Source organism: Microbacterium sp. AB, assembly GCF_032878875.1.
In the GTDB taxonomy this organism is placed as follows: domain Bacteria; phylum Actinomycetota; class Actinomycetes; order Actinomycetales; family Microbacteriaceae; genus Microbacterium; species Microbacterium betulae.
The window spans coordinates 1,067,571-1,089,400 of record NZ_CP118157.1 but is presented as its reverse complement, the minus strand read 5'-3'; the positions used below and the strand labels follow the sequence as shown (position 1 = coordinate 1,089,400).

Annotated in this window: 20 protein-coding genes, 1 tRNA gene and 1 pseudogene; 3 read left to right on the top strand and 19 right to left on the bottom strand. The window is 70.6% G+C overall.

Annotated features, from left to right (window positions below):
- Position 1: 1 nt before the first annotated feature.
- Entirely contained in the window at positions 2 to 619 is a 618-nt protein-coding gene (locus tag N8K70_RS05220) for a Pr6Pr family membrane protein (protein WP_317140551.1), read from the top strand.
- 69 nt (positions 620 to 688) lie between these two features.
- Positions 689 to 765, top strand: a tRNA-Pro gene (locus N8K70_RS05215).
- A 255-nt stretch (positions 766 to 1,020) separates the two neighbouring features.
- On the opposite strand, the pseudogene N8K70_RS05210 reads toward N8K70_RS05215, so the two are convergent.
- The 11 genes and pseudogenes from N8K70_RS05210 to N8K70_RS05160 form a co-directional block, all read right to left on the bottom strand.
- Positions 1,021 to 2,256 (bottom strand): annotated as a pseudogene (locus N8K70_RS05210) (IS256 family transposase).
- Positions 2,257 to 2,438: 182 nt separating this feature from the next.
- A complete protein-coding gene (locus tag N8K70_RS05205; protein ID WP_317140550.1) occupies positions 2,439 to 3,722 on the bottom strand; it encodes an IS256 family transposase in 1,284 nt (427 codons plus the stop codon).
- A 333-nt stretch (positions 3,723 to 4,055) separates the two neighbouring features.
- A complete protein-coding gene (locus tag N8K70_RS05200) occupies positions 4,056 to 5,027 on the bottom strand; it encodes a trypsin-like serine peptidase (protein WP_317140549.1) in 972 nt (323 codons plus the stop codon).
- Between the two features lie 190 nt (positions 5,028 to 5,217).
- Positions 5,218 to 5,787 (bottom strand): NAD(P)H-dependent oxidoreductase, encoded by a 570-nt coding sequence (locus N8K70_RS05195; RefSeq protein ID WP_317140548.1) that lies wholly within the window; start codon positions 5,785 to 5,787, stop codon positions 5,218 to 5,220.
- Positions 5,784 to 6,848: an LLM class flavin-dependent oxidoreductase gene (locus tag N8K70_RS05190; RefSeq protein WP_317140547.1), complete on the bottom strand. Its 1,065-nt coding sequence runs from the start codon at positions 6,846 to 6,848 to the stop codon at positions 5,784 to 5,786. The genes N8K70_RS05195 and N8K70_RS05190 overlap by 4 nt, the downstream gene beginning before the upstream one ends.
- Positions 6,845 to 7,234 carry a winged helix-turn-helix transcriptional regulator gene (locus tag N8K70_RS05185; protein ID WP_317140546.1) on the bottom strand — a complete coding sequence of 130 codons (390 nt, stop codon included), beginning with the start codon at positions 7,232 to 7,234 and terminating at the stop codon, positions 6,845 to 6,847. Before N8K70_RS05185 ends, N8K70_RS05190 begins: the two co-directional genes overlap by 4 nt.
- Before the next feature lie 68 nt (positions 7,235 to 7,302).
- Positions 7,303 to 7,467, bottom strand: a complete 165-nt coding sequence (locus N8K70_RS05180) for a hypothetical protein (RefSeq protein ID WP_317140545.1) — start codon at positions 7,465 to 7,467, stop codon at positions 7,303 to 7,305.
- A 92-nt stretch (positions 7,468 to 7,559) separates the two neighbouring features.
- On the bottom strand, positions 7,560 to 8,588 hold the full coding sequence (locus tag N8K70_RS05175) for a FecCD family ABC transporter permease (RefSeq protein ID WP_317140544.1): 1,029 nt from the start codon (positions 8,586 to 8,588) through the stop codon (positions 7,560 to 7,562).
- Between the two features lie 11 nt (positions 8,589 to 8,599).
- On the bottom strand, positions 8,600 to 9,550 hold the full coding sequence (locus N8K70_RS05170; protein ID WP_317140543.1) for a FecCD family ABC transporter permease: 951 nt from the start codon (positions 9,548 to 9,550) through the stop codon (positions 8,600 to 8,602).
- Positions 9,551 to 9,623: 73 nt separating this feature from the next.
- Positions 9,624 to 10,550 (bottom strand): ABC transporter substrate-binding protein, encoded by a 927-nt coding sequence (locus N8K70_RS05165; protein WP_317140542.1) that lies wholly within the window; start codon positions 10,548 to 10,550, stop codon positions 9,624 to 9,626.
- A 58-nt stretch (positions 10,551 to 10,608) separates the two neighbouring features.
- Complete coding sequence (locus N8K70_RS05160; protein WP_317140541.1) at positions 10,609 to 11,460, bottom strand: siderophore-interacting protein; 852 nt, start codon at positions 11,458 to 11,460, stop codon at positions 10,609 to 10,611.
- A 103-nt stretch (positions 11,461 to 11,563) separates the two neighbouring features.
- Between N8K70_RS05160 and N8K70_RS05155 the strand changes: the two genes are divergently transcribed.
- Positions 11,564 to 12,331, top strand: coding sequence for an HAD-IIB family hydrolase (locus tag N8K70_RS05155; protein ID WP_317140540.1), 768 nt, complete (start codon positions 11,564 to 11,566; stop codon positions 12,329 to 12,331).
- A gap of 196 nt (positions 12,332 to 12,527) precedes the next feature.
- On the opposite strand, the gene galE is transcribed toward N8K70_RS05155, so the two are convergent.
- From galE to N8K70_RS05115, 8 genes are all read right to left on the bottom strand, one after another.
- Positions 12,528 to 13,547, bottom strand: coding sequence for a UDP-glucose 4-epimerase GalE (gene galE / locus N8K70_RS05150; protein ID WP_317140539.1), 1,020 nt, complete (start codon positions 13,545 to 13,547; stop codon positions 12,528 to 12,530).
- Between the two features lie 71 nt (positions 13,548 to 13,618).
- Positions 13,619 to 14,281, bottom strand: coding sequence for a thymidine kinase (locus tag N8K70_RS05145; protein ID WP_317140538.1), 663 nt, complete (start codon positions 14,279 to 14,281; stop codon positions 13,619 to 13,621).
- A gap of 22 nt (positions 14,282 to 14,303) precedes the next feature.
- Positions 14,304 to 14,711, bottom strand: a complete 408-nt coding sequence (locus tag N8K70_RS05140) for an NUDIX hydrolase (protein WP_317140537.1) — start codon at positions 14,709 to 14,711, stop codon at positions 14,304 to 14,306.
- On the bottom strand, positions 14,708 to 16,156 hold the full coding sequence (gene mqo, locus N8K70_RS05135) for a malate dehydrogenase (quinone) (protein WP_317140536.1): 1,449 nt from the start codon (positions 16,154 to 16,156) through the stop codon (positions 14,708 to 14,710). Before mqo ends, N8K70_RS05140 begins: the two co-directional genes overlap by 4 nt.
- A 71-nt stretch (positions 16,157 to 16,227) precedes the next feature.
- The gene (locus tag N8K70_RS05130; RefSeq protein WP_317140535.1) at positions 16,228 to 17,301 is read right to left on the bottom strand and encodes an aspartate-semialdehyde dehydrogenase; all 1,074 of its coding nucleotides are present in this window, start codon (positions 17,299 to 17,301) and stop codon (positions 16,228 to 16,230) included.
- Between the two features lie 54 nt (positions 17,302 to 17,355).
- The gene (locus N8K70_RS05125) at positions 17,356 to 18,663 is read right to left on the bottom strand and encodes an aspartate kinase (protein ID WP_317140534.1); all 1,308 of its coding nucleotides are present in this window, start codon (positions 18,661 to 18,663) and stop codon (positions 17,356 to 17,358) included.
- Positions 18,664 to 18,759: 96 nt separating this feature from the next.
- Positions 18,760 to 19,353, bottom strand: a complete 594-nt coding sequence (gene recR, locus N8K70_RS05120) for a recombination mediator RecR (RefSeq protein WP_317140533.1) — start codon at positions 19,351 to 19,353, stop codon at positions 18,760 to 18,762.
- A gap of 19 nt (positions 19,354 to 19,372) precedes the next feature.
- Positions 19,373 to 21,799: a DNA polymerase III subunit gamma and tau gene (locus N8K70_RS05115; RefSeq protein WP_317140532.1), complete on the bottom strand. Its 2,427-nt coding sequence runs from the start codon at positions 21,797 to 21,799 to the stop codon at positions 19,373 to 19,375.
- Positions 21,800 to 21,830: the final 31 nt, after the last annotated feature.

Sequence of the window (21,830 nt, the reverse complement as noted above, 5' to 3'; positions counted from 1 at the left end):
CATGACCGAGAGGTCCGCGGCGTCGCTGCGGATCGCTGTGGGCGCGACGGTGATCGCCGTCGTCGGATACGCCTACGGGCTCCGCGTCGCGGTCGGAGACGCGAACCCGTTCGACTACTTCGGATACTTCACCAACCTGACCTGCCTGCTCGCCTGCGTCGTCCTCATCGTCACGGGAGCGCTGGCGCTGGGACAGGAGCGCATCCCGGACGGCGTCGTCTTGTTCCGCGCGGTGGCGACGGCATGCCTGCTGGTCGTGGGCGTCGTCTACAACGTGCTGGTCCCGGGCACAGGCTCGGCGCCGTCCTGGGTGAGTGTCGTCCTGCACGTCGTGTTCCCGGTGCTCGCCCTCGTCGACTGGGCACTGCTGGGCGACCGTCCGCCGCTCGCGTGGCGGAAGCTCTGGCTCGTCCTCCCCTATCCGGCCACGTGGATCGTCGTGGTGCTGATCCGAGGCGTCACCGACGGCTGGGTGCCGTACGGCTTCCTGCTGCCCGAACGCGGAACGGCGTCGCTCATCGTGCATGTCATCCTGCTGTTCATCGCCCTGATGGCGGCAGGAGCCCTCGTGTGGACGCTCAGCAGACGGCCGGGTGCTGCCCTCCGGCGCAGCATCTGACGACGGGCCCGCCCGGGACACGCCGATTCGTCGCGCCGCCCCGCATCGGGTAGAGTTGAAGGGTTGCCACGGGGTGTGGCGCAGCTTGGTAGCGCGCGTCGTTCGGGACGACGAGGCCGCAGGTTCAAATCCTGTCACCCCGACCAGTACAGGCTTATTCAAACCTTTGGACTGAATGAGCATGTTCGGTACCGATGAGGAGCCCTCCGCGGAGACGCGGGGGGCTCCCTTCGTTTTCATCGTGGTGTGTGCGGTTCCGAGCCTGTGGTCAGCGTGCCAGTCATGCAGGGTTTCGTTGACCTCGGTGCGCTCGGGCGTGAGACAGAGGTCTTCCTCGGTGACGGCCGCGTCCGTTTGAGTGGTGGTCTTTCGCTTTGTTGCGATGATCAGCTGTTGTCAGTTTAGGCGGCGGTGATCTCGGGCAGTATCACCGCCTCGTCGATGGTGGCGATAGTCGCGGTCAGCTCGGTCATCGAGGCTTCCGAGAAGTAGCGGCGGTCGCCGGCTTCCCATTCATCGTGTTGCTCGACGAGGACGGCACCGGCCAGGCGCAGCAGGGCGGCGTTGTTCGGGAACACGCCGACGACATCGGTGCGACGTTTGATCTCACGGTTGAGGCGTTCCAGCGGGTTTGTGGACCAGATCTGTCGCCAGTGCCGGGCAGGGAACGCCTTGAACGCGAGGATGTCCTCACGAGCGTCGGCGAGCAGTTCGGCGGTCTTCGGATGGACGCGCTCGATCATGCGCACGACTTCGTCGAACTGGGTATCGATGTGCTCGGCGTCGGGTTGGGCGAAGATCGTGCGGATCACGCTGGCGACCATCTCCTGCCGACCCTTCGGCAGGGCGGTGAGGACGTTGCGCATGAAGTGGACGCGGCAGCGTTGTCAGGCTGCGCCCTGCAACACCGTCGCCGAAGCCTTCTTCAGCCCTGCGTGGGCGTCGGAGATCACCAGCTTCACCCCATCCAGGCCCCGCGTCCTCAACGAGCGCAGGAACTGCTTCCAGAACTGTTCGGTCTCGCTGTCGCCGACATCGAAGCCGAGCACGACACGTCGGCCGTCCGCGGCGACGCCGATCGCGACGACGATCGCCTGGGACACGACGCGGTGGTCGATGCGGACCTTGCAGTAGGTCGCGTCGAGGAACACGTAGGGGTAGGCGATATCTGCCAGCGAGCGGTCTCGGAACGATGCGACCTCGGCATCCAAGCCAGCGCAGATGCGGGACACCTCGGACTTCGAGATGCCCGTGTCAGCACCGAGCGCTTTGACGAGGTCATCGACCTTCCTGGTGCTGACGCCGTGCAGGTAGGCCTCCATCACGACCGCGAACAGGGCCTGGTCGACGCGGCGACGCCGCTCCAACAGCGACGGGAAGAACGACCCGGCCCGCAGCTTCGGGATCCGCAGTTCCAGATCCCCAGCCGTGGTCGACAAGGTCCGGGGTCGGGACCCGTTACGGGTGGTCGTGCGCTCCGCGGTGCGCTCGTAGGGGGCGGCGCCGATGAACGCGGCCGTCTCCGCGTCGATCAACTCCTGATAGAGCCGCTCGGTCGCAGCTCGGATGCGGTCGGTCGTGTCGGTGAGCTTCAGTTCCCCGAGCAGCTCGAGGAGGGCAGACTGGTCAAGAGCCATCGTGCGGTGTCGTCTTTCTGTGTGAGTTCTTGGTCGTTCTCACTGACCATCGCACGATGGCTCACCCCGTCGCGGTCACGACGCCGCGGGCCCGAAAGCCCACCACTCCCCGGGACTCCGGCTCGGTGGGTCAAGTCCCTTGGCGTGGTGTCATTCGGTTGCTTCCTGATGGTGGGTGATGGTCAGGCGGTGAGGTAGAGCTCGGGGCGTGCGGGCTCGGGGTGCTCGTGGAGCGTGTAGACGAGTTTGCGCATCGAGATGTCGGAGAAGTAGCGGCGTTCGCCGTAGCCCCATTCCTCGTGCTGCTCTTGAAGAACGGCGCCGATCAGGCGGGTGACGCTGCTCTGGTCGGGGAAGATCTGGACGACGTCGGCGCGGCGCTTGATCTCGCGGTTGAGGCGCTCGATGGGATTGTTCGACCAGACCTTCTGCCAGTGCTCACGGGGCAACGGCGCGAACCCGGTCAGGTCCGCCTCGGCCGCCTCGAGCATCGTCGCGATCTCGGGGAACGAGCCGCGGAGGCTGTCGGTGACAGCCTTGTATTGCGCGATCACGGCCTCGGTCGTGGTCTGCGCGAAGATCGTCGAGATCAACGCGTTGACTGGCTTCGAACGCGCCGAGCCGAGCTTCTGGGTGACGTTGCGGGCGAAGTGGACGCGGCATCTTTGCCATCCGGCCCCGGGTAGGATCGCCTTGACCGCGGTCTTCAGGCCGGCGTGCGCGTCGCTGGTGACGAGGGTCACGCCCAGCGGGTCGGCGTCGGTGGCGACCTTCAGTCCGCGGTCGCGGAGGCCGCGGAGAAACTCGGTCCAGAAGTCGGTGGTCTCCGCGTCGCCCAGCGCCATCCCGAGGATCTCCCGGCGACCTTCGCCGGAGACTCCGGTGGCGACGACGAGGGCTTGGGAGACGACCCGGCCGCGGTGGCGGACGTCGAGGTAGGTGGCGTCGAGGAACAGGTACGGGAACCAGGTGTGATCGATCCTGCGGTGCAGGAACTCGTGCACCGCCTCGTCGATCTCGGAGCAGATCCGCGACACCGTCGACCGGGAGATGCCGGTGTCGTTCCCCAGCGCCCGCACCAGCTGGTCGACCTTGCGAGTGGAGACTCCGTCGATCCAGGCCTGGCAGATCACCGAGTGGAGGGCCTTGTCGACCCGGCGGCGCGGGTGCAACAGCGACGGGAAGAACGACCCCTCCCGCAGCTTCGGGATCTGCAGATCTACTTCCCCGGCCGGGGTCGCGAGCGTCTTCGGCCGGGTGCCGTTGCGGCGGGTCGTCCGCTCCGCGGTCCGCTCGTAACGGCCGGCGCCGATCTTCACCGTCGCTTCCGCGTCGACAAGATCTTGCAGGCCGGCCTGCAGCATCCGACGGAACACATCGGAGTGGGCGAGGTCGGGATCGGCGAGGTCGGGATCGGCGAGGACTTCGCCGATCAGGGTCGTCAAGGCAGACTGGTTCTGGGTCATCGTGGGATCTCTGCTTTGCTTCTTGCCGGAAACAATGGTCATCCCACGGTGGCCCTTCATCGTCCACGACGACGAGAACCCCGCAGGAATTGACACCACGCTATGGGACTCACCCCGTTCGAATGACGAAATCGACCCATCCGAGCAAGCAGAGTGGGTCGATTTCGTCATATGGACGGCGAGAGGGCTCCGCGTACGACGATCTCCGTCGCCGCGACGAGCGCAGGCGTCCCGGGACGGCGGACCTGACACGCCCCGGACGCCGATCGCCCGGACCTCCGACTCGTCGCTGCGGGCTCCCGGAGCATCCGGGAGCCCGCAGCGACGTCGGGCTCAGCTCGCCGCGGTGTCGTACGCGCTCTGCACGACCGAGCCCCAGAAGGGGCCGAACATGACGCCGGGCAGCACGTTGTAGCCGAAGCTGTTCACCGAGTTCTGGACGCCGCCGGCACCGTCGCCGATGAACCAGGGGCCGCCCGACGACCCGCCGGTCATGTCGCACGGGATGCCCTGCGAGTCCGTTCCGCCGAGGGTGTCGCTCGTCGCGGCGCCGCTGCACACGTGCAGGCTCTCGCCGTCGAACGGCGAGGCGGCCGGGTACCCGTATGCCGTGTACTCGAGTCCGCGCGGCTGGTTGAACGCGACGCCGGATGCGCCGACCGTGTCAGACAGGGTGGCCCCCGAGCCGCTGCTCACGACCGCGAAGCCCGTGTCGTAGTTGATGTCGCCCTGCTGCACCCAGGCGGTCGGCGCCACGAGCTCGGTGGCGCTCCACACGCCGTACGGCGTCGCCCCCTCGTCGTAGGCCGGCGCGAAGACGAAGTTCGTCGCGTACGCCCCCGGCCCCTCGTTGAGGCAGTGGCCCGCCGTGGCGACCGTGCTCTCGTTCGCCGAGACGACGGAGTTGCCCGAGCAGACGTAGTCCTGTCCGGCGAGGGTGAAGAACACCTTGCCGATGTGCGAGACGGGAGCGGCCTCCACGAGCAGCTCAGGAGAGACTCCCGACGCCGCGGCGACGCCGTCGATCGTCACCGGATCGGCGGCGGCGACGGGAGAGGACGACGTCTGGGGGTCCGCGAGCTCCCGATCGGCGGGCGTGGCGGCCTCCATCCGCTCGGGGGTCCAGTACGCCTCCGCGCTCTCCCCGGCCGAGCTCGATATGCGGTGGGTCTCGATGTCCTCGTCCGGCGCCGGCGCGGCGTTCGCGACGCCCGCGCCTCCGAGGACGAACGCGCTCGCCGCTGCCGCGGACAGGATGGCTCGCGCGATGACGCGTCGGACTGATCTCGTGTTCTTGTTCTGCACTCTGCCCCCTGGGTCTCGATATCTGCACGCCGTCCGCACGTCGCGGCGGCGAGTGCACACATCGTATTCACAGAGAGACCAATTCATGGACGGCGATCAACAACTCACCGTGCTGCCCCTGGACGAATCCCCACGAACATGGGCAGAACACCCTGGTCAGACGCTCGGCGCGCGCTTCGGGCGACGTCCGTCAGACCGCCTCGCGCTCCCGGGCTCCCCGCGCGACGAGCAGGCCGTCCACGTCGTCGATCGCAATCTGCACCCGCGTGTGGACGCCCGGGTCGAGGATGAGCGAGCCGTCGAACACCGCCGAGCTGGCGTACACCGCACTCGGCGCGACGTACGCCTGGAAGAACGCGAACAGCGGACGCAGCACGTGGTCGATCACGAGGGCATGACGGTCGCTGCCGCCCGTGGCGAGCAGAACGACGGGCTTGCGGACGAGCGCGTACTGGTCGACGAGATCCATGAAGTGCTTGAACATGCCGGGGTAGGCGCCGCGGAAGACGGGCACCGCGACGATCAGCAGATCCGCCTGCTCGACGCCGCGCAGGGCGCGCTCGGTCGCCTCGTCCACGTCCTCCCGCGTGATCGCCGACGTCAGACCCGGGCCGCACCGATACACGTCGACCCAGGTCGCCTCCGACGCGTACCTGCTCGAGACCTCGTCGACCGCGAGCCGAGCGAGCGCCGCCGTCTTCGACGACTCGCTCGGGCTGCCGTTGACGACGACGACCCGGAGCCCCTCCCCCGCGCTCACGCGGCGTCCTCCCGCCCGGCCGCCGCTCCGAGCTCGCGCCGGAGAACGGGCGCGACCTCCGTGCCCAGAAGCTCGATGGCCTCCAGGTGATCGCGCTGCGACACCCCGCCGAAGCCCATCTGCAGCATGATCCTGTCGATCCCGTAGACCTGCCGGTACGTGAGGATCTTGTCGACGACCTCCTGCGGGCTCCCGACCACGGGCATGCCCCCGGGGGAGGCCTGCGCGTCGAAGCCCCGGCGGGGGATGTCGAAGCCGACGCCGCGCTGGTGGTTGTTCTCGCGCATGCCGCGCGAGAAGGCCGGGAACATCGTGTCGCGCGCGGACTGGCTCGTCTTCCCGACGTACCCGTGCACGCTCGCCCCGACGCGCTGCCGCTCCTCCGGGACACCCGCCTGGGCTGCGGCCGCCCGGTAGTACTGCACGGCCTGCCGGTGTGCCGGGATGGGCCCCACGAGGAACGCGACCATCATCGGCAGCCCCGCGCGACCCGCGCGGACGGCGGACGCCGGTGTCCCGCCGACCGCCTGCCACACGGGAAGCGGCGACTGCAGCGCCCGCGGAGCGACGTCGGCGTGGTCGAGGGGCGCCCGGGTGCGCCCGCTCCAGCTCACGGGGTTCTCGTCGCGGATCCTCAGCAGCAGGTCGAGCTTCTCCGCGAACAGGTCGTCGTAGTCCGCGAGCGAGTAGCCGAAGAGGGGGAACGACTCGGTGTAGGAGCCGCGGCCCGCCATGATCTCCGCCCGGCCCTCGGAGAGCAGATCGAGCGTCGCGTACTGTTCGTAGACGCGCACCGGGTCGTCGCTCGAGAGCACCGTCACCGTGCTGGCGAGGCGGATGCGCTCGGTCGCCGTGGCCGCGCCGGCCAGCAGGACGGCGGGTGCGCTCGCGATGAAGTCGCCGCGATGGTGCTCGCCGATGCCGAACACGTCGAGACCGGCCTGGTCTGCGACGCGCGCCTGCTCGATCGTGTCGCGCACGCGCTGGAGGGCCGTCGGCGTCTCCCCCGTCACGGGATCCGTCGTGATCTCTCCGAAGGTGAGGGCCCCGATCTCGATCATGCTTCCTGCTCCGTTCCGCCGTGCGCCCGCACGTCCTGCGGGTCGTCTTCGGGTGGGGTGAAGCGCTCGCCCCACTCCGTGAGGCTGTCGAGGATGGGCGCCAGAGCGGCGCCGGCGCCGGTCAGCGTGTACCGCACGGCAGGCGGCCGGGCGTCGACGATCGTCCTCTCGACGAGCCCGTCGTCCTCCAGCTCCCGGAGACGCCGCGCGAGCACCGCGTCGCTCAGGCGCTCCGCGTATCGCGCGATCTCCGAGAACGACGTGCACCCCTCGGCGAGGGCCTGGACGATCAACCCGTTCCAGCGGCGCCCGACGATGTCCATCGCGGCGACGAACGACGGACAGGCGCTGAGCGCCGAAGGCCGCGTCCGCACTGTCTCACTCACAAAAAGTGAGCTTATCACTGCATGCGAGTGGATGGACTCCGGGATACGCGGCGAGGACGAGGCGCCGCTCACTCGTGCCGGCGTGGCGGCATCCTGTCGGCGGAACGGATCTCCACGGTCTTCCGACGACGCCACCCCGCGACGAGGGCGCTGATGACGACGAGAACCCCGCCGGCGATGGACGCGAGGATCGCGATCACCGATGCCACGTGCACCATGTCGTCGACGCTCATGCGGAATCCTCTCTTCTCCCCCCGGCTGCACAGTCCCCCTCGATGAGACGCGGATCGCGGCGAGTCATTACGCGAGTCGGGGGACTTTCCCGTCAGGACGCCCGACGCATCTCTCGCGCCAGCAGCCACACGAGGTATCCGCCGCCCACGACGACGGTCACGACGCCCACGGGCACCGTGAGAGGGATGACATGCTGCGCGACGATGTCGGCACCGAGGAGGAGCATCCCTCCCGTCAGCGCCGACGCGACGAGAGGGATCCCCGCCGAGCCGACGAGGCGACGCGCGATCTGCGGAGCCGAGAGCGCGATGAAGGCGACCGGTCCCGCGATCGCCGTCACGACGCTCACGAGGGCGACGGCGATCCCGATGAGAACGATCCTGACGCGCCCCACCGACACTCCCGTCGACCGTGCGACGTCGTCCCCGAGCTCCAGCTGTCGCATCGACCGGGAGACGACGGGAACGGCGAGCAGGAGCACGGCGATGCACACGATGGCCGGCCACGCCGTGTCGGCGCTGACGGTGTTGAGGCTGCCCGCGCCCCAGGCGGCGGCGAAGAGCGCCGTCTCAAGCTCGGCACGCAGGAGGAGCCAGGAGTTCACCGCCGCGAGCATCGCCGACACGCCGATCCCGATGACGATGAACCGGAAGCTCTGGAACCCGTCGCGCGCGGTGAGCACGGCGACGGCGAGCGCGGTCACGACGCCGCCGAGAAGCGACCCGCCGATGAGCAGCGGCCAGGAGCCGCCGAGGAACAGCAACGCCACGATCATCCCCGTGAAGGATCCGTGCGCGAGGCCGATGACGTCCGGGCTCGCGAGCGGATTGCGCGCGACCGTCTGGAAGATCGCCCCCGCGACGCCGAGCGCGGCACCGAACGCCACGGCCGCCGCCGCACGGGGAAGCCGCCAGTCCAGGACGACCGTGGGGGCGAGCCCGTCCGTCGTGCCCATGAGGGCGCCGAGAACGTCGAGGACGGTGAGGGGATACTCGCCCACAGCGAGCGCGACGACGAGCAGTGCGGCGATGACGACGGGAAGGACGGCCGTCACGGCCGCGCTCCGGACGTCGAAGGCGCGCCTGCGCGCGCCCGGGACGAGGACCGGGCTCTCGTTCACGGCGCTCCTGCTCACAGCGCGGTCGCTTTCCGCCTGCGCACGAGCGCAATGAGAACGGGCGCTCCGACGAACGCCGTCACGATGCCGGCCGGCATCTCGCTCGGTACGATCGCCACGCGGCCCACGACGTCCGCGAGGAGCACCAGCACAGGCCCGAGCACGAGACTGCCCGCGAGGATGCGCCGCTGATCGACCCCGAGGAGCCAGCGCGCGATGTGCGGGATCATGAGGCCGACGAAGCCGATCGGCCCCGCGATCGCTGTGGCGCCGCCGGCGAGAAGCGTCATGGACAGCACGACGAGCGCATTCGTCCGGGCGACGTTCACGCCCTGCGACCGCGCGACGTCCGCGCCGAGCGCCACCGAGTTGAGCGAGGGAGCCACCGCCGCCGCGAGCACGAGGCCGATTCCGATGATCGGCAGGACCGGCAGGCTCACGTCGAATCCGCGTTCGAGCAGGCTCCCCGCGTTCCAGCCGCGCATCCTGTCGAACGCGTCGGGATTCGTGAGGGAGATGCCCGTCGTCAGCCCCGACAGCACCGCGCCGATCGCCACGCCCGAGAGCGTGAGCCGCAGCGGGTCGGCCGCGCCGCGCGCGGGAGCGGCCAGGGCGTAGACCACGACGGTGACGACGAGCGCTCCGGCGCACGCCAGCCAGACGTAGCCGGTCGAGGTGGTGATGCCGAGGAAGGCGACGCCGATGGCGACGAAGAGCGCCGCCCCCGCGTTCACTCCGAGGATGCCGGGGTCGGCGAGCGGATTCCGCGTGTACGCCTGCACGAGGGCGCCGGAGACCGCGAGGGCGATCCCGACGACGACGGCCGCGAAGGTGCGCGGAAGCCGTTGCGACCACACGATGTACCGCGCCTCGTCCGAGCCGCCGCCCGCGATCGCCTGCCAGAGCTGCCCAGGCGGGACCGGATTCGAGCCGATGAGCACCGACAGCATGAGAGCGAGTGCCACGGCCGCGATCGCCGAGGCCCACAGGAGGGCGCGATGAGGCGCGTGTCGCACCGCCGCGTCCGCCGGGATCACCTCAGCGTTCGGAGAGGATGCGCTCGAGGTCGTCGAGCACCGTCATGCCTCCGAGCGGACCGACGCCGGTGATCCAGAACGACTGGTCGACGAGGTGCACGTCGGGGAACGAGGCCGCGTTGTCGACGATCGCCGCGGGCATCGTCGTCTCGTCGTCCACGTCGGTCGTCGTCACGAGCACGAGGTCGGCCTGCGCGTCGAGCACGTTCTCGGGCGAGACGTCGAGCGAGATGTCCTCCCAGTCGTGCTCCGGCGTCGAGAAGCCCGCGCACTCCAGAGTGCTTCCGGCGAACGACGCAGGCCCGTAGAGGGTGAGCACGCCGTCTCGGGGGCGGATGAGCTGGGCCGTGCTCCCCGCGGTGGCGTACTCGGCGGCGATCTCGTCGCACCGCTCCCGATAGGCGTCGAGCAGCTCGGTCGCGCCGTCGGGGTCGCCGAGCGCCTCCGCGACGAGCGCGACGTTGTCCTGCCACGGGTCTGTCTGCGTGGCCATGAAGACGGTCGGTGCGATGTCGCTCAGCTGGTCGTAGAGACCGGAGTGACGGGACTCGGTGCCGATGATGACGTCCGGCTGCAGCGCCGCGATGCGCTCCACGCTCGGCTCGGCCACCGTGCCCACCGTCTCGATGTCGGCGGCGGCATCGCCGAGATAGGCGGGGACGCCCGCAGTCTCGTTCAGGACCGCGGCGCCGACCGGGATCACGTCGAGCGCGACGGCGGTGTCGAGCTGCACGGGCTCGAGGACGACGACGCGCTGCGGGTCGTCCGGCACCTCCGTCTCGCCGCGCGCGTGGACGACGGAGTGCGTCGAAGCGCCGGAGGGCGTCTCCGCCGGATCCGCGGCGGGCGAGGCGCAGCCGGCGAGGCCGAGCGCGACGGCGATCGTCGACGCCGAGACGGACATGCGGATGGAGATGGAACGAGGCATCGGGCTCCCACGGTCGACGACGCGTCGCAGGGCGCGCGACGACACAGGAGAGCCTATCCTAACGAGCGGGCCTCCGATCGCGGTCGTTCCAGTACCCCTGTGCGTGGATCCGATCCGCCGCGATGCCCGAGGCCACCAGCACGTCGCGCATCGCCGCCACGTGCGCGCTCTCCGTGGCGCACCATGCGTAGAAGCCTCCGCCTTCTGCCGCGGCGCTCTCGCCCTCGTGTCCCGCCCATCCGGCGACCCCCTCCACGAGCGCCGCGCCCCCACGGTCCCGCTCCCCGCGCACGCAGACCACGCCCTGTCCGTCCGGCAGCTCGTCGGCCATCCATGAGGCGTCCGCAGGATCGCCCGCCTCGACGACGACCGACGCGGTCACCTCGCGGCCGAGCGAGCGGAGGATTCCCCTGACCGCCGGATAGGCGGTCTCGTCCCCCGCGAGGAGGACCCGATGAGCCCGCCCGGGGTTCCATTGCACGCCGTGCCGTCCGTGCTCGCGACGCCGGTCGGGGGCCGAGAGCATGAGCACGTCCCCGGGCTGCGTTCGCAGGGCCCAGGCGCTGCCGGGTCCGGGACGGGCGTGCACGAAGAAGTCGATGTCGAGCTCCCCCGCCTCCGGCCTCGCCTCGCCGACGGTGTAGCTGCGCAGAAGCGGACGCCGCTCCGCTGGAAGCGCCCGCCAGCGGCGCCTCCACTCCGCCTCGGGGAGGAACGACTCGTCCAGCCCTCCCGGCATCGCGCCGGGAGGAAGGAGGATCTTCATCCGCTGATCGAGCCCGCGCGGGACGAGGCGCTCGAGGTCAGGGCCCTCGAGCCCCACGCGGACGAACCCGGGGGAGATGCGGCGCACCCCGCGCACGTGCGCCGCGAAGAGCACGTTGGGGGAGCGCGCGAAGGCCGGGTCCATAGACGTCCGAGGGTACCGGCTCGAGCGGTCGCCTGCGCTCGGTGCCCTCCCGCTCGGTCGCGTAGGCTTGTCCGGTTCGCGCCCATCCGCCATCCGGAGAGACATGACCGCCACGCCCCGCCTCGTCGCCTTCGATCTCGACGACACCCTCGCCCCGTCGAAGTCGCCCATCGAGCCGCGCATCGGCGACCTGCTCATCGCGCTCGCCGAGCGCGTCGAGGTCGCGATCATCTCGGGCGGGCAGATCCAGCAGTTCCGCTCGCAGGTGGTCGACCGGCTCCCCGACGCCCCCGCGGCGCTCTCCCACATCCACCTGCTGCCGACGTGCGGCACGCAGTACTTCCGCCACACGGGCGAGGACTTCGCGCCCGTGTACGCGCGGGAGCTGACAGAGGACGAGAGGCGGCGGGCGCTGACGGCCGTCGAGGAGGAGGCGAGGCGCCTCGGATACTGGGAGGCCGAGACCTGGGGCCCCATCCTCGAGGACCGCGGCTCGCAGATCACCTTCTCGGCCCTCGGCCAGCAGGCCCCCGTCGACGCGAAGAAGGCCTGGGACCCGACGAGCGAGAAGAAGTCGGCGCTGCGCGACGCCGTCGCCGCGCGCGTCCCCGACCTCGAGGTGCGCTCGGGCGGATCGACGTCGGTCGACATCACCCGGAAGGGCATCGACAAGGCGTACGGGATGCGCCAGCTCGCCGAGGAGACCGGCATCCCCCTCGACGACATGCTCTTCTACGGCGACCGCCTCGACGCCGACGGCAACGACTACCCCGTCCTCGCCCTGGGCGTCCCCTGCGTCTCGGTCACGAGCTGGCAGGACACCGCCGACACGCTCGACGAGCTCATCCCGACGCTTCCTGCCCGGGTCTGAGCGAAGGCCGGCACCGGCTTCACCCGGCCGGCATGCACAACGCAGGAATCTCGTGACGTCGCGCCCGCGCCAAGCGCGGGGATCCGCGGTTCGCAGCGAGGCGACGCCTCGGGTCTCCTGCGTTGTGCTCGGCGTCCCACGACGCGGAACGGCCTCCGGTTCGCACCGGAGGCCGTTCTCGTCTGGCGTCGTGCCCTCAGCTGTCGTAGCCCCGCGGGTTCCGCTGCTGCCAGGTCCAGACACTCGACGTCATGTCGTCGATGCCGAGACGAGCCTTCCATCCGAGCTCGGCGTCCGCCTTCGCGGGGTCGCAGTACGTGGCGGCCAGATCGCCCGCACGACGCGGCGCGACGACCTTGGGCAGTTCGCGGCCGACGGCCTTCTCGAACGAGGCGATGAGCTCCCGCACGCTCACGGGCCGGCCGGTGCCGAGGTTGTAGCTCACCAGACCCGGCTGCGCCTTCTCGAGCGCCGCGACGTGACCCTCCGCGAGGTCGACGACGTGGATGTAGTCGCGCAGGCCCGTGCCGTCCGGGGTGTCGTAGTCGTCGCCGAAGACGTTGATCTCGGGGAGCGACCCGACGGCCACGCGCGCCACAAACGGCATGAGGTTGTTGGGGATGCCCCGGGGGTCCTCTCCGATGAGGCCCGACTCGTGGGCGCCGACCGGGTTGAAGTAGCGCAGCAGCGTGACGTTGAGGTCGGGGGTGACCCGCTGCACGTCGGCGAGGACGACCTCGTTGATGAGCTTCGACTTCGAGTACGGGTTCGACAGCTCGACGAGGTCGCGTGTGCCCGCCTCGGTGAAGGGGAGATCGGCCGGGTTCGAGTAGACGGTGCCGGTGCTGGAGAAGACGAACGAGCGGATGCCGTGGGCGAGCCCGACGCGCAGCAGGGCGAACGTCGAGTCGAGGTTGTTCGCGTAGTAGTCCAGCGGCTTCTGCGTCGACTCCCCCACCGCCTTGTGCGCCGCGAAGTGGACGATCGCATCGAACGGACCGTGCGCCGAGAACGTCCGCTCGACGACCGCGTCGTCCGTGGCGTCGCCGACGACGAGCGTCACGGGCGTGCCGGTGATCTGCTCGAGCCGGTCGGCGACGACCGCGCTCGTGTTGTCGAGGTTGTCGAGGAGGATGACCTCGTGGCCCGCTTCGAGCAGGGCGACCGCGGTGTGCGCGCCGATGTATCCGGCGCCGCCGGCAAGGAGAACTCGCATGCACTCAGGCTACGTGCCGGGCGTGTTGACGTCAACATCCCAGCACGGGAGCGGATGGCGCGCCGTCCGCGTCACGCCGGCGCGAGCACTCCGCCCGACTCCTCGAGGTAGCAGACGCCGCACAGCGACTCGTAGGTGACGAAGTGCTCGTCGCGCACGGACGCGCCCTCGGCGTCGATGGCGACCTGATCGCCGTCGAAGACGAAGCGCCCCGCGATCTTGCGGCCGTTGAAGAGCGCCTTGCGTCCGCACCGGCAGATCGTCTTGAGCTCCTCGAGGGAGTGCGCGATCTCCAGCAGGCGACGCGACCCGGGGAACGCCAGGGTGCGGAAGTCGGTGCGGATGCCGTATGCCATCACGGGCACGGCGCCCTCGACCGCGATGCGGAACACCTGATCGACCTGGGCGGGCGTGAGGAACTGCGCCTCGTCGATCAGCAGGCACGCGACGTCCGGCGCGCTCTCGCCGGGGATGAGCGCATCCGATCCGCTCTCGCGCACCCGGTCGCGGTGACGGCGGAAGAGCTCGCCCGCGTCGTCCTCCGCGCCGATGAGGAAGTCGACGGTGCGCGTCACGCCGAGACGCGAGGCGATCTGGTCGGCGCCCTTCGTGTCCATCTCGGGCTTGGCGAGGAGGACGGCCTGCCCGCGCTCCTCGTAGTTGTAGGCGGCCTGCAGCAGCGCGGTGGACTTCCCCGAGTTCATCGCGCCGTAGCGGAAATAGAGTTTGGCCACCGGTCGAGTGTAGTCGGCGCGATCAGAGCCCGGCGAGCAGGGGGAAGACGTGCTCGCGATTGAGGGGCGCCTCGGATCCGTCGTCGATCGCGGCCGCGGGCACGACCCAGCGCGCCTCGTCGATCTCGGCCTGCACGACCGGGGCGACGTCGGCGCGCGTGGTGAAGACGGTCGCGTGGAGCGCGTGGCCCGCCTCGTTGGCCGCACGCGTCGCAAACGAGCCGAGCAGGCGCAGGGCGGCGGCCGCCACGACGACGCCGAGCTCCTCGTGCACCTCGCGGATGGCCGTCTCCACCGCGGACTCCCCCGCGTCGGGCTTGCCGCCGGGCAGCATGAACGCCGAGGTCCCGCGCTTCCGCACGGTCAGCACGGTGCCGTCGGGGCGCAGGAACGCGATCGCGGCGACCGTGATCGTCGGTCCCGCCGTCACGCCAGGATGCCCAGGGCCTCGGCCGTGCGCTTCGTCGTCGCCTCGGCCTTGGCCCTGTCTCCGTTGAGCGTCTCGCCGTAGGTCGGGATGAGCTCCCTGAGCTGCGGCTCCCAGCCCGCGATGCGATCGGGGAAGCAGGAGCTCAGCAGATTGAGCATGATCGTCGCGGCCGTCGACGCTCCGGGCGACGCTCCCAGGAGACCCGCGATGGAGCCGTCCGCCGCCGACACGACCTCCGTGCCGAACTGCAGCTTGCCGTCCTTCATGACCTGTGCGCGCTGACCGGCCTGGATGAGCTCCCAGTCCGCGCCGTCGGCCGTCGGCATGAAGGCACGCAGGCTCTCGATCTTCTTCGCGTGGGTCTTCAGCAGCTCCCCCACGAGGTACTTCACGAGGTCGAGGTTCGTGACGGCGACCTTGAGCATCGAGCCGATGTTGTGTGGGCGCACCTGCGAGACGATGTCGAGCCACGAGCCCTTCTTGAGGAACTTCGGGCTGAACGTCGCGAACGGGCCGAACAGCAGCGAGCCCTCGCCATCGACGACGCGGGCGTCGAGGTGGGGCACCGACATGGGCGGCGCACCCACCGCGGCCTGCGAGTAGACCTTTGCGCGGTGCCGCGCGACGAGGGCGGGATCGCTCGTCTTGAGGAACTGGCCGCCGATCGGGAAGACGCCGTAGCCCTTGATCTCGGGGATGCCCGATCCCTGCAGCAGCTTGATGGCCCATCCGCCCGCGCCGACGAAGACGAACCGCGCGTTCAGGTATCCGGGCGTCCTCCCGACCTTGTTGCGGGAGCGGACGAGCCACGTGCCGTCCTTCTGCCTCGAGAGCTTCTTCACCTCGTGGTTGAGGAGGACGTCCACGCCGCCGTCCTTGAGATGGTCGAAGAGCCGGCGCGTGAGCGAGCCGAAGTCGACGTCCGTCCCGGCGGGCACGCGCGTCGCGGCGAACGGCTCGTCCGTCTTGCGGCGCTTCTCCATGAGCAGCGGCGCCCACTGGTGGATGACGCGAGAGTCCTCCGAGTACTCGATGCCCTCGAAGAGCGGCTGCTCCTTGAGCGTCTCGTAGCGCGCCTTGAGGTACGCCACGTCCTTCTCGCCCGTGACGAACGTCATGTGGGGGGCGGAGTTGATGAACGTCGACGGCTCGTCGAGGACGCCCTTGGCGACGAGGGACGTCCACAGCTGACGGCTCTGCTGGAACTGCTCGTTGATGCCGACGGCCTTCGACGGATCGGCGGCGTCGGGCATGTAGTTCAGCTCGCAGAGGGCGGAGTGCCCGGTCCCGGCGTTGTTCCAGGCGTTCGAGCTCTCCTGGGCGACCTCGCCGTCGCGTTCGAGCGCGACGATCTTCCAGTCGGGCTGCAGTTCCTTCAGGAGGGTGCCGAGCGTGGCGGACATGATCCCGCCGCCGATCAGCACGACATCGACGGTTTCACTCACGATGATCCATCATATTCCGCGTGACTCCACGACCCCGACCGTCCGGCCCGAAAGAACGGCGGAACTTGCGCTCAGGCAACGACGGCCGCGTGCCGTGCGGCGACGATCTCCGCGATCTGCACGGCGTTGAGCGCCGCACCCTTGCGGAGGTTGTCGTTCGAGATGAAGAGCACGAGGCCCCGGCCCTCGGGCGCCGACTGATCGGCGCGGATGCGTCCGACGAAGCTCGGGTCCTTGCCCGCGGCCTGCAGCGGGGTGGGGATCTCGTCGAGGACGACGCCGGGAGCCTCGGCGAGCACCTCGCGCGCACGCTCCGGCGTGATCTCGCGGGCGAACTCGACGTTGACGCTCAGCGAGTGCCCCGTGAAGACGGGCACGCGCACGCATGTCCCCGCGACGCGCAGGTCGGGCAGCTCGAGGATCTTGCGGCTCTCGTTGCGGAGCTTCTTCTCCTCGTCGGTCTCGTTCTGCCCGTCGTCGACGAGGTTTCCCGCGAACGGCAGCACGTCGAAGGCGATGGGGGCGACGTACTTGTCGGGCTCGGGGAAGTCGATCGCCGAGCCGTCGTGGACCAGGCGCAGCGTGTCGCCCTGCGCGAGGACGCCCTCGACCTGGCCGAGCAGCTCCTGCGCTCCGGCGAGGCCGGATCCCGAGACGGCCTGGTAGGTCGAGACGATGAGGCGCTCGAGACCGGCCTCGGCGTCGAGCGCCTTGAGGACGGGCATCGCGGCCATCGTCGTGCAGTTGGGGTTCGCGACGATGCCCTTCACGGCCTCGTCGATGGCGTGCGGATTGACCTCGCTCACGACGAGCGGGACGTCGGGGTCCATGCGCCAGGCGCTGGAGTTGTCGATCACGACGGCGCCGGCCGCCGCGAAGCGGGGCGCGTGCTCCTTCGAGGCCGCCCCTCCCGCGGAGAAGAGCGCGATGTCGATGCCCGACAGGTCGTCGGTCGCGATGTCCTCGACGACGACGGTCTCGCCGCCGAACGCGATCGCCTTGCCCGCCGAACGCGACGAGGCGAACAGGCGCAGCTCGCGGATCGGGAACGCGCGCTCCGCGAGGATCTCGCGCATCACCGTGCCGACCTGGCCGGTGGCGCCGACGACGGCGACGGAGAGTCCTGATTCGGCGATGCGGGTCATGGCGGTTCCTCTGAGAAGCGTGAAGGGTGGCTCGATCTTACCGGCCGGCTGGGCTCAGCGCCCCGTGCCGGCGTAGACGGTGGCCTCGATCTCGCCGTCCAGTCCGTAGGCGGTGTGCACGACGCGGGCGGCCTCGTCGAGCTCCGTGTCGCGCAGGATGACCGAGATGCGGATCTCGCTCGTCGAGATCATCTCGATGTTGATGGCCGAGGCGCTCAACGCCTGGAAGAGCGTGAGAGAGACCCCCGAGTGCGTGCGCATGCCGGCGCCCACGACCGAGAGCTTGCCGACCTGGTCGTCGTAGACGAGGTTCTCGAACCCCATCTCGTCCTGCGCGCCCGTGAGGGCCTTCGCGACCTCGGCGGCCGACTGCTTCGGCAGGGTGAACGAGATGTCGGTGCGGCCCGCCTTCGCGGACTGCACGTTCTGCACGATCATGTCGATGTTCGCGCCCGTCTTCGCCACGAGCGTGAAGATGGCCGCGGCCGAGCCCGGCACGTCCGGCACGCCGAGCACCGTGATCTTCGCCTGGCTGCGGTCGATCGCGACGCCGGCCACGACCGGCTCTTCCATTCCGATGGCGTCGTCCGACATGGTCTCTCCCTTGGCATCGCGGGGGGTCTTCATCCCCTCGCCCAGAACATACGTGCCCTCGTTCGACGTGAAGGTCGAGCGGGCGTGGATGAGCACGCCGTGACGGCGTGCGTACTCGACGGCGCGGATGTAGAGCACCTTGGCGCCGTTGGCCGCGAGCTCCAGCATCTCCTCCGCGGTGATGCGGTCGAGCTTGCGCGCGAGCGGCACGACGCGCGGGTCTGCGGTGAAGATGCCGTCCACGTCGCTGTAGATCTCGCACACGTCGGCGTCGAGGGCCGCGGCGAGGGCCACCGCCGTGGTGTCGGAGCCGCCGCGTCCGAGCGTCGTGATGTCCTTGGTGTCGCGGTTGAAGCCCTGGAAGCCCGCCACGATGACGATCGCGCCGTCGTCCAGGGCTGCGCGCAGCCGCACCGGCGTGACGTCGACGATGCGCGCCGAGCCGTGATCGGCCGTCGTGATCATGCCGGCCTGGCTGCCCGTGAACGAGCGCGCCTCGTAGCCCATCGACGAGATGGCCATCGCCAGCAGCGCCATGGAGATGCGCTCGCCGCTCGAGAGCAGCATGTCGAGCTCGCGCGGAGCGGGGACCGGCGCGACCTGCGAGGCGAGGTCGAGCAGCTCGTCGGTGGTGTCGCCCATGGCGCTCACGGCGACGACGACGTCGTTGCCGGCGCGGCGGGTGTCGACGATGCGCTTGGCGACGCGTTTGATGCTCTCGGCGTCGGCGACGGACGATCCGCCGAACTTCTGGACGATCAACGCCAAGGTGGGGCTCCTCGATGCGTACGCGGGATGGCGGGACGCAGAACGCGCCCACCGGTCAATCTTAGGCAAGCCTCGGGAGTGCCGACGACGGCCGGGCTACAGCCTTCGCCGGCCCTCGAACGCCCGCCCCAGCGTCACCTCGTCGGCGTACTCGAGGTCGCCGCCGACCGGGAGGCCGGACGCGAGGCGCGAGACGGCGATGTCGAGCGTCGTGAGCAGGCGGCTGAGGTAGGCGGCCGTGGCCTCGCCCTCGAGGTTCGGGTTCGTGGCGAGGATGACCTCCTGCACCGTGCCGTCGGCGAGACGCGTCATGAGCTGCTGGATGCGCAGGTCGTCGGGGCCGATGCCCGCGATGGGGCTGATCGCGCCGCCCAGCACGTGGTAGCGGCCCCGGAACTCCCGCGTACGCTCGATCGCCGCGACGTCCTTGGCGTCCTCGACGACGCAGATGAGCTCCGCGTTGCGGCGCGGGTCGCGGCAGATCGAGCAGATCTCGCTCTCGGAGACGTTGCCGCAGATCTCGCAGAAGCTCACGCGCTCGCGCACCTCGCGCAGCAGCTCCGACAGGCGCGACACGTCGAACGTGGGCGTCTGCAGGATGTGGAAGGCGATGCGCTGAGCCGACTTCGGGCCGATGCCGGGAAGGCGGCCGAGCTCGTCGATCAGCTCCTGGACGATGCCGTCGTACATGGGGTGGGGTGTCCTTACGTCACGGGAAGCGCGTGGGGGGCTCGTACGGCTCCTCGTGGAGGAACCTCGCGCCGAGCACCTGCCGCACGACCGCCTCGCCGTATCGCTGGATGCCCTCCGGGCCGACGCTGCGCGCCTGCACGACGGGAGCGGGAGGCGCGGGAGGCGGAGCCGGGGCGATGACGTCGGCGGGCTCCGGCGGGATGTCGCCGGGGTCGACGTCGTCGTCCTCCGGCACGGCGGCCGGGACGACGACCTCTCCGTCGCGCACGGGAGCCGCCACGCGTGCGGCGGGAGGCACCACCGCCTCCTCGGGGTCGTCGTCGACCGCGAGCGCGCTGCCCGGGATGGTGGCGACGGCCCACTCCGTGACGGGTGCGGCGGCGTACGACGCGGCGGCGCGCGGCGCGGGAGACGGCGAGGACGCACGCCCCGGGGAGACGGGAGGGGCATCGCCGCGGGGGGACTCCGGCGGGGACTGTGGCTGGGGCGCCGACGGTGCGGCGGCCGGACCGTCCGTCGGGCCGTCCGAGCGCCCGTGCCCGCCGTCCGGCCCGCTCTGACCGCCGTCGTAGCGTGCGAGGTACTTCACGCGGATGCCGAGAACGTCGAGGATGGCCGTCCGGAGATCCTCGCTGACGCCGCCGCCCTGCGGGGTGCGCTGCTTGAACGTCGCCAGATCGCCCTGGTTGGTGAAGACGAGGGTGAGGATGTCTTCCGCGGCCTCGACCGGACGCGCGCTCTGCAGCACCAGCCACGACGACCGGCTCGTCGACTCGACGCGGGACAGGATGCCGTTCCACGCGGACCGGACGGCGGGCAGGGTCAGCCCGGCGCTCTCGGAGGCAGGCGGCGTCTCGGGAGCCGACTCGGAGGCCCGTCGTGCCGGCGGGGTCTCGTCGGCGGGCTCGTACGGCGGCTCGTCGTCGAGGTCGGGCGGCGGCACGTCGTCGACGGGCGACGGGGCCTGGGGTTCCGCCGGACGGGAGCTCGGTGAGCGGTCGTCGCCGGTGCCGGTTCGCGGCGGCTCGGACGGCGTCCGGGTGTCCGTCCCCGGAGGGATGGCCGCCCAGCCGGCAGCGGGCACGGTGTCGCCCTCGGGGCCGGACGGCGGCGAAACCGCGGGCGCCGCCGTCGGAGGCGCCGCTGCCGCGGGCTCAGCGGCTGGAGGCGCCGCAGGAGCGGCGGTCGGAGGGGCAGCAGGAGCGGCACCGGGCGCCGCGGCCGGGGAGGCGGGCGATGCCGTCGCAGGCGCGGGGCGTTCGGACGGGCTCCCCCCGGACGGCGATGCGGGCGCGCCGGTCGCGGACGCTCCTCCGGACGGCACGGCCTGCCCCGCAGGGGCGGCGCCGTGGGTGAGCACGCGCGCGATCATGAGCTCGAGCTGCAGGCGCGGCGATGTCGCACCCGTCATCCCGTCCAGGGCGGCGCTGACGATGTCGGCGGTGCGCGAGAGACGGTCGGCGCCGAGACGCTGGGCCTGCTGGCCCATCCGCTCCAGCTCGTCGGCGGGGACGCCGCGCAGCACCGCCGAGGCCCCGGCGCCGGTCGCGGCGATGACGATGAGGTCGCGCAGGCGCTCGAGCAGGTCGTCGACGAAGCGGCGCGGGTCCTGCCCCGTCTGCACGACGCGGTCGACGGCCCCGAAGGCGGCCGCGGCGTCGGCGGCCGCGAACGCGTCGACGACCTCGTCGAGCAGCTCGCCGTGCGTGTAGCCGAGCAGGGCGACCGCCCGCGCGTACGAGACGCTGTCCTGCTCGGAGCCGGCGATGAGCTGATCGAGGATCGACAGCGTGTCACGCGGCGATCCGCCGCCGGCGCGGACGACGAGCGGCAGCACGCCCTGGGCGACCGCCACGCCCTCCTCCGCGCACAGCCGCTCGACGTACTGGAGCATCGCCGCGGGCGGCACAAGGCGGAACGGATAGTGGTGCGTGCGCGAGCGGATGGTGCCGATCACCTTGTCGGGCTCGGTGGTCGCGAAGATGAACTTCACGTGCTCGGGAGGCTCCTCGACGAGCTTCAGCAGCGCGTTGAACCCCTGCGGCGTGACCATGTGGGCCTCGTCGAGGATGAAGATCTTGAACCGGTCGCGCGCGGGGGCGAAGATCGCCCGCTCGCGCAGATCGCGCGCGTCGTCGACGCCGTTGTGGCTGGCCGCGTCGATCTCGACGACGTCGAGCGACCCGCCGCCCGCGCGAGAGAGCTCCACGCAGCTGTCGCACGTGCCGCACGGCGTGTCCGTCGGGCCCTCGGCGCAGTTGAGGCAGCGCGCCAGGATGCGCGCCGACGTCGTCTTGCCGCAGCCGCGCGGACCGGAGAAGAGGTAGGCGTGGCCGATGCGGTCGCCCCGCAGCGCGGTCATGAGCGGATCCGTGACCTGCGCCTGGCCGATCATCTCGCCGAAGGTCTCCGGCCGGTAGCGGCGATACAAGGCGGTGGTCACGGATCCAGCCTACGGCTCCCCGCCGACATTG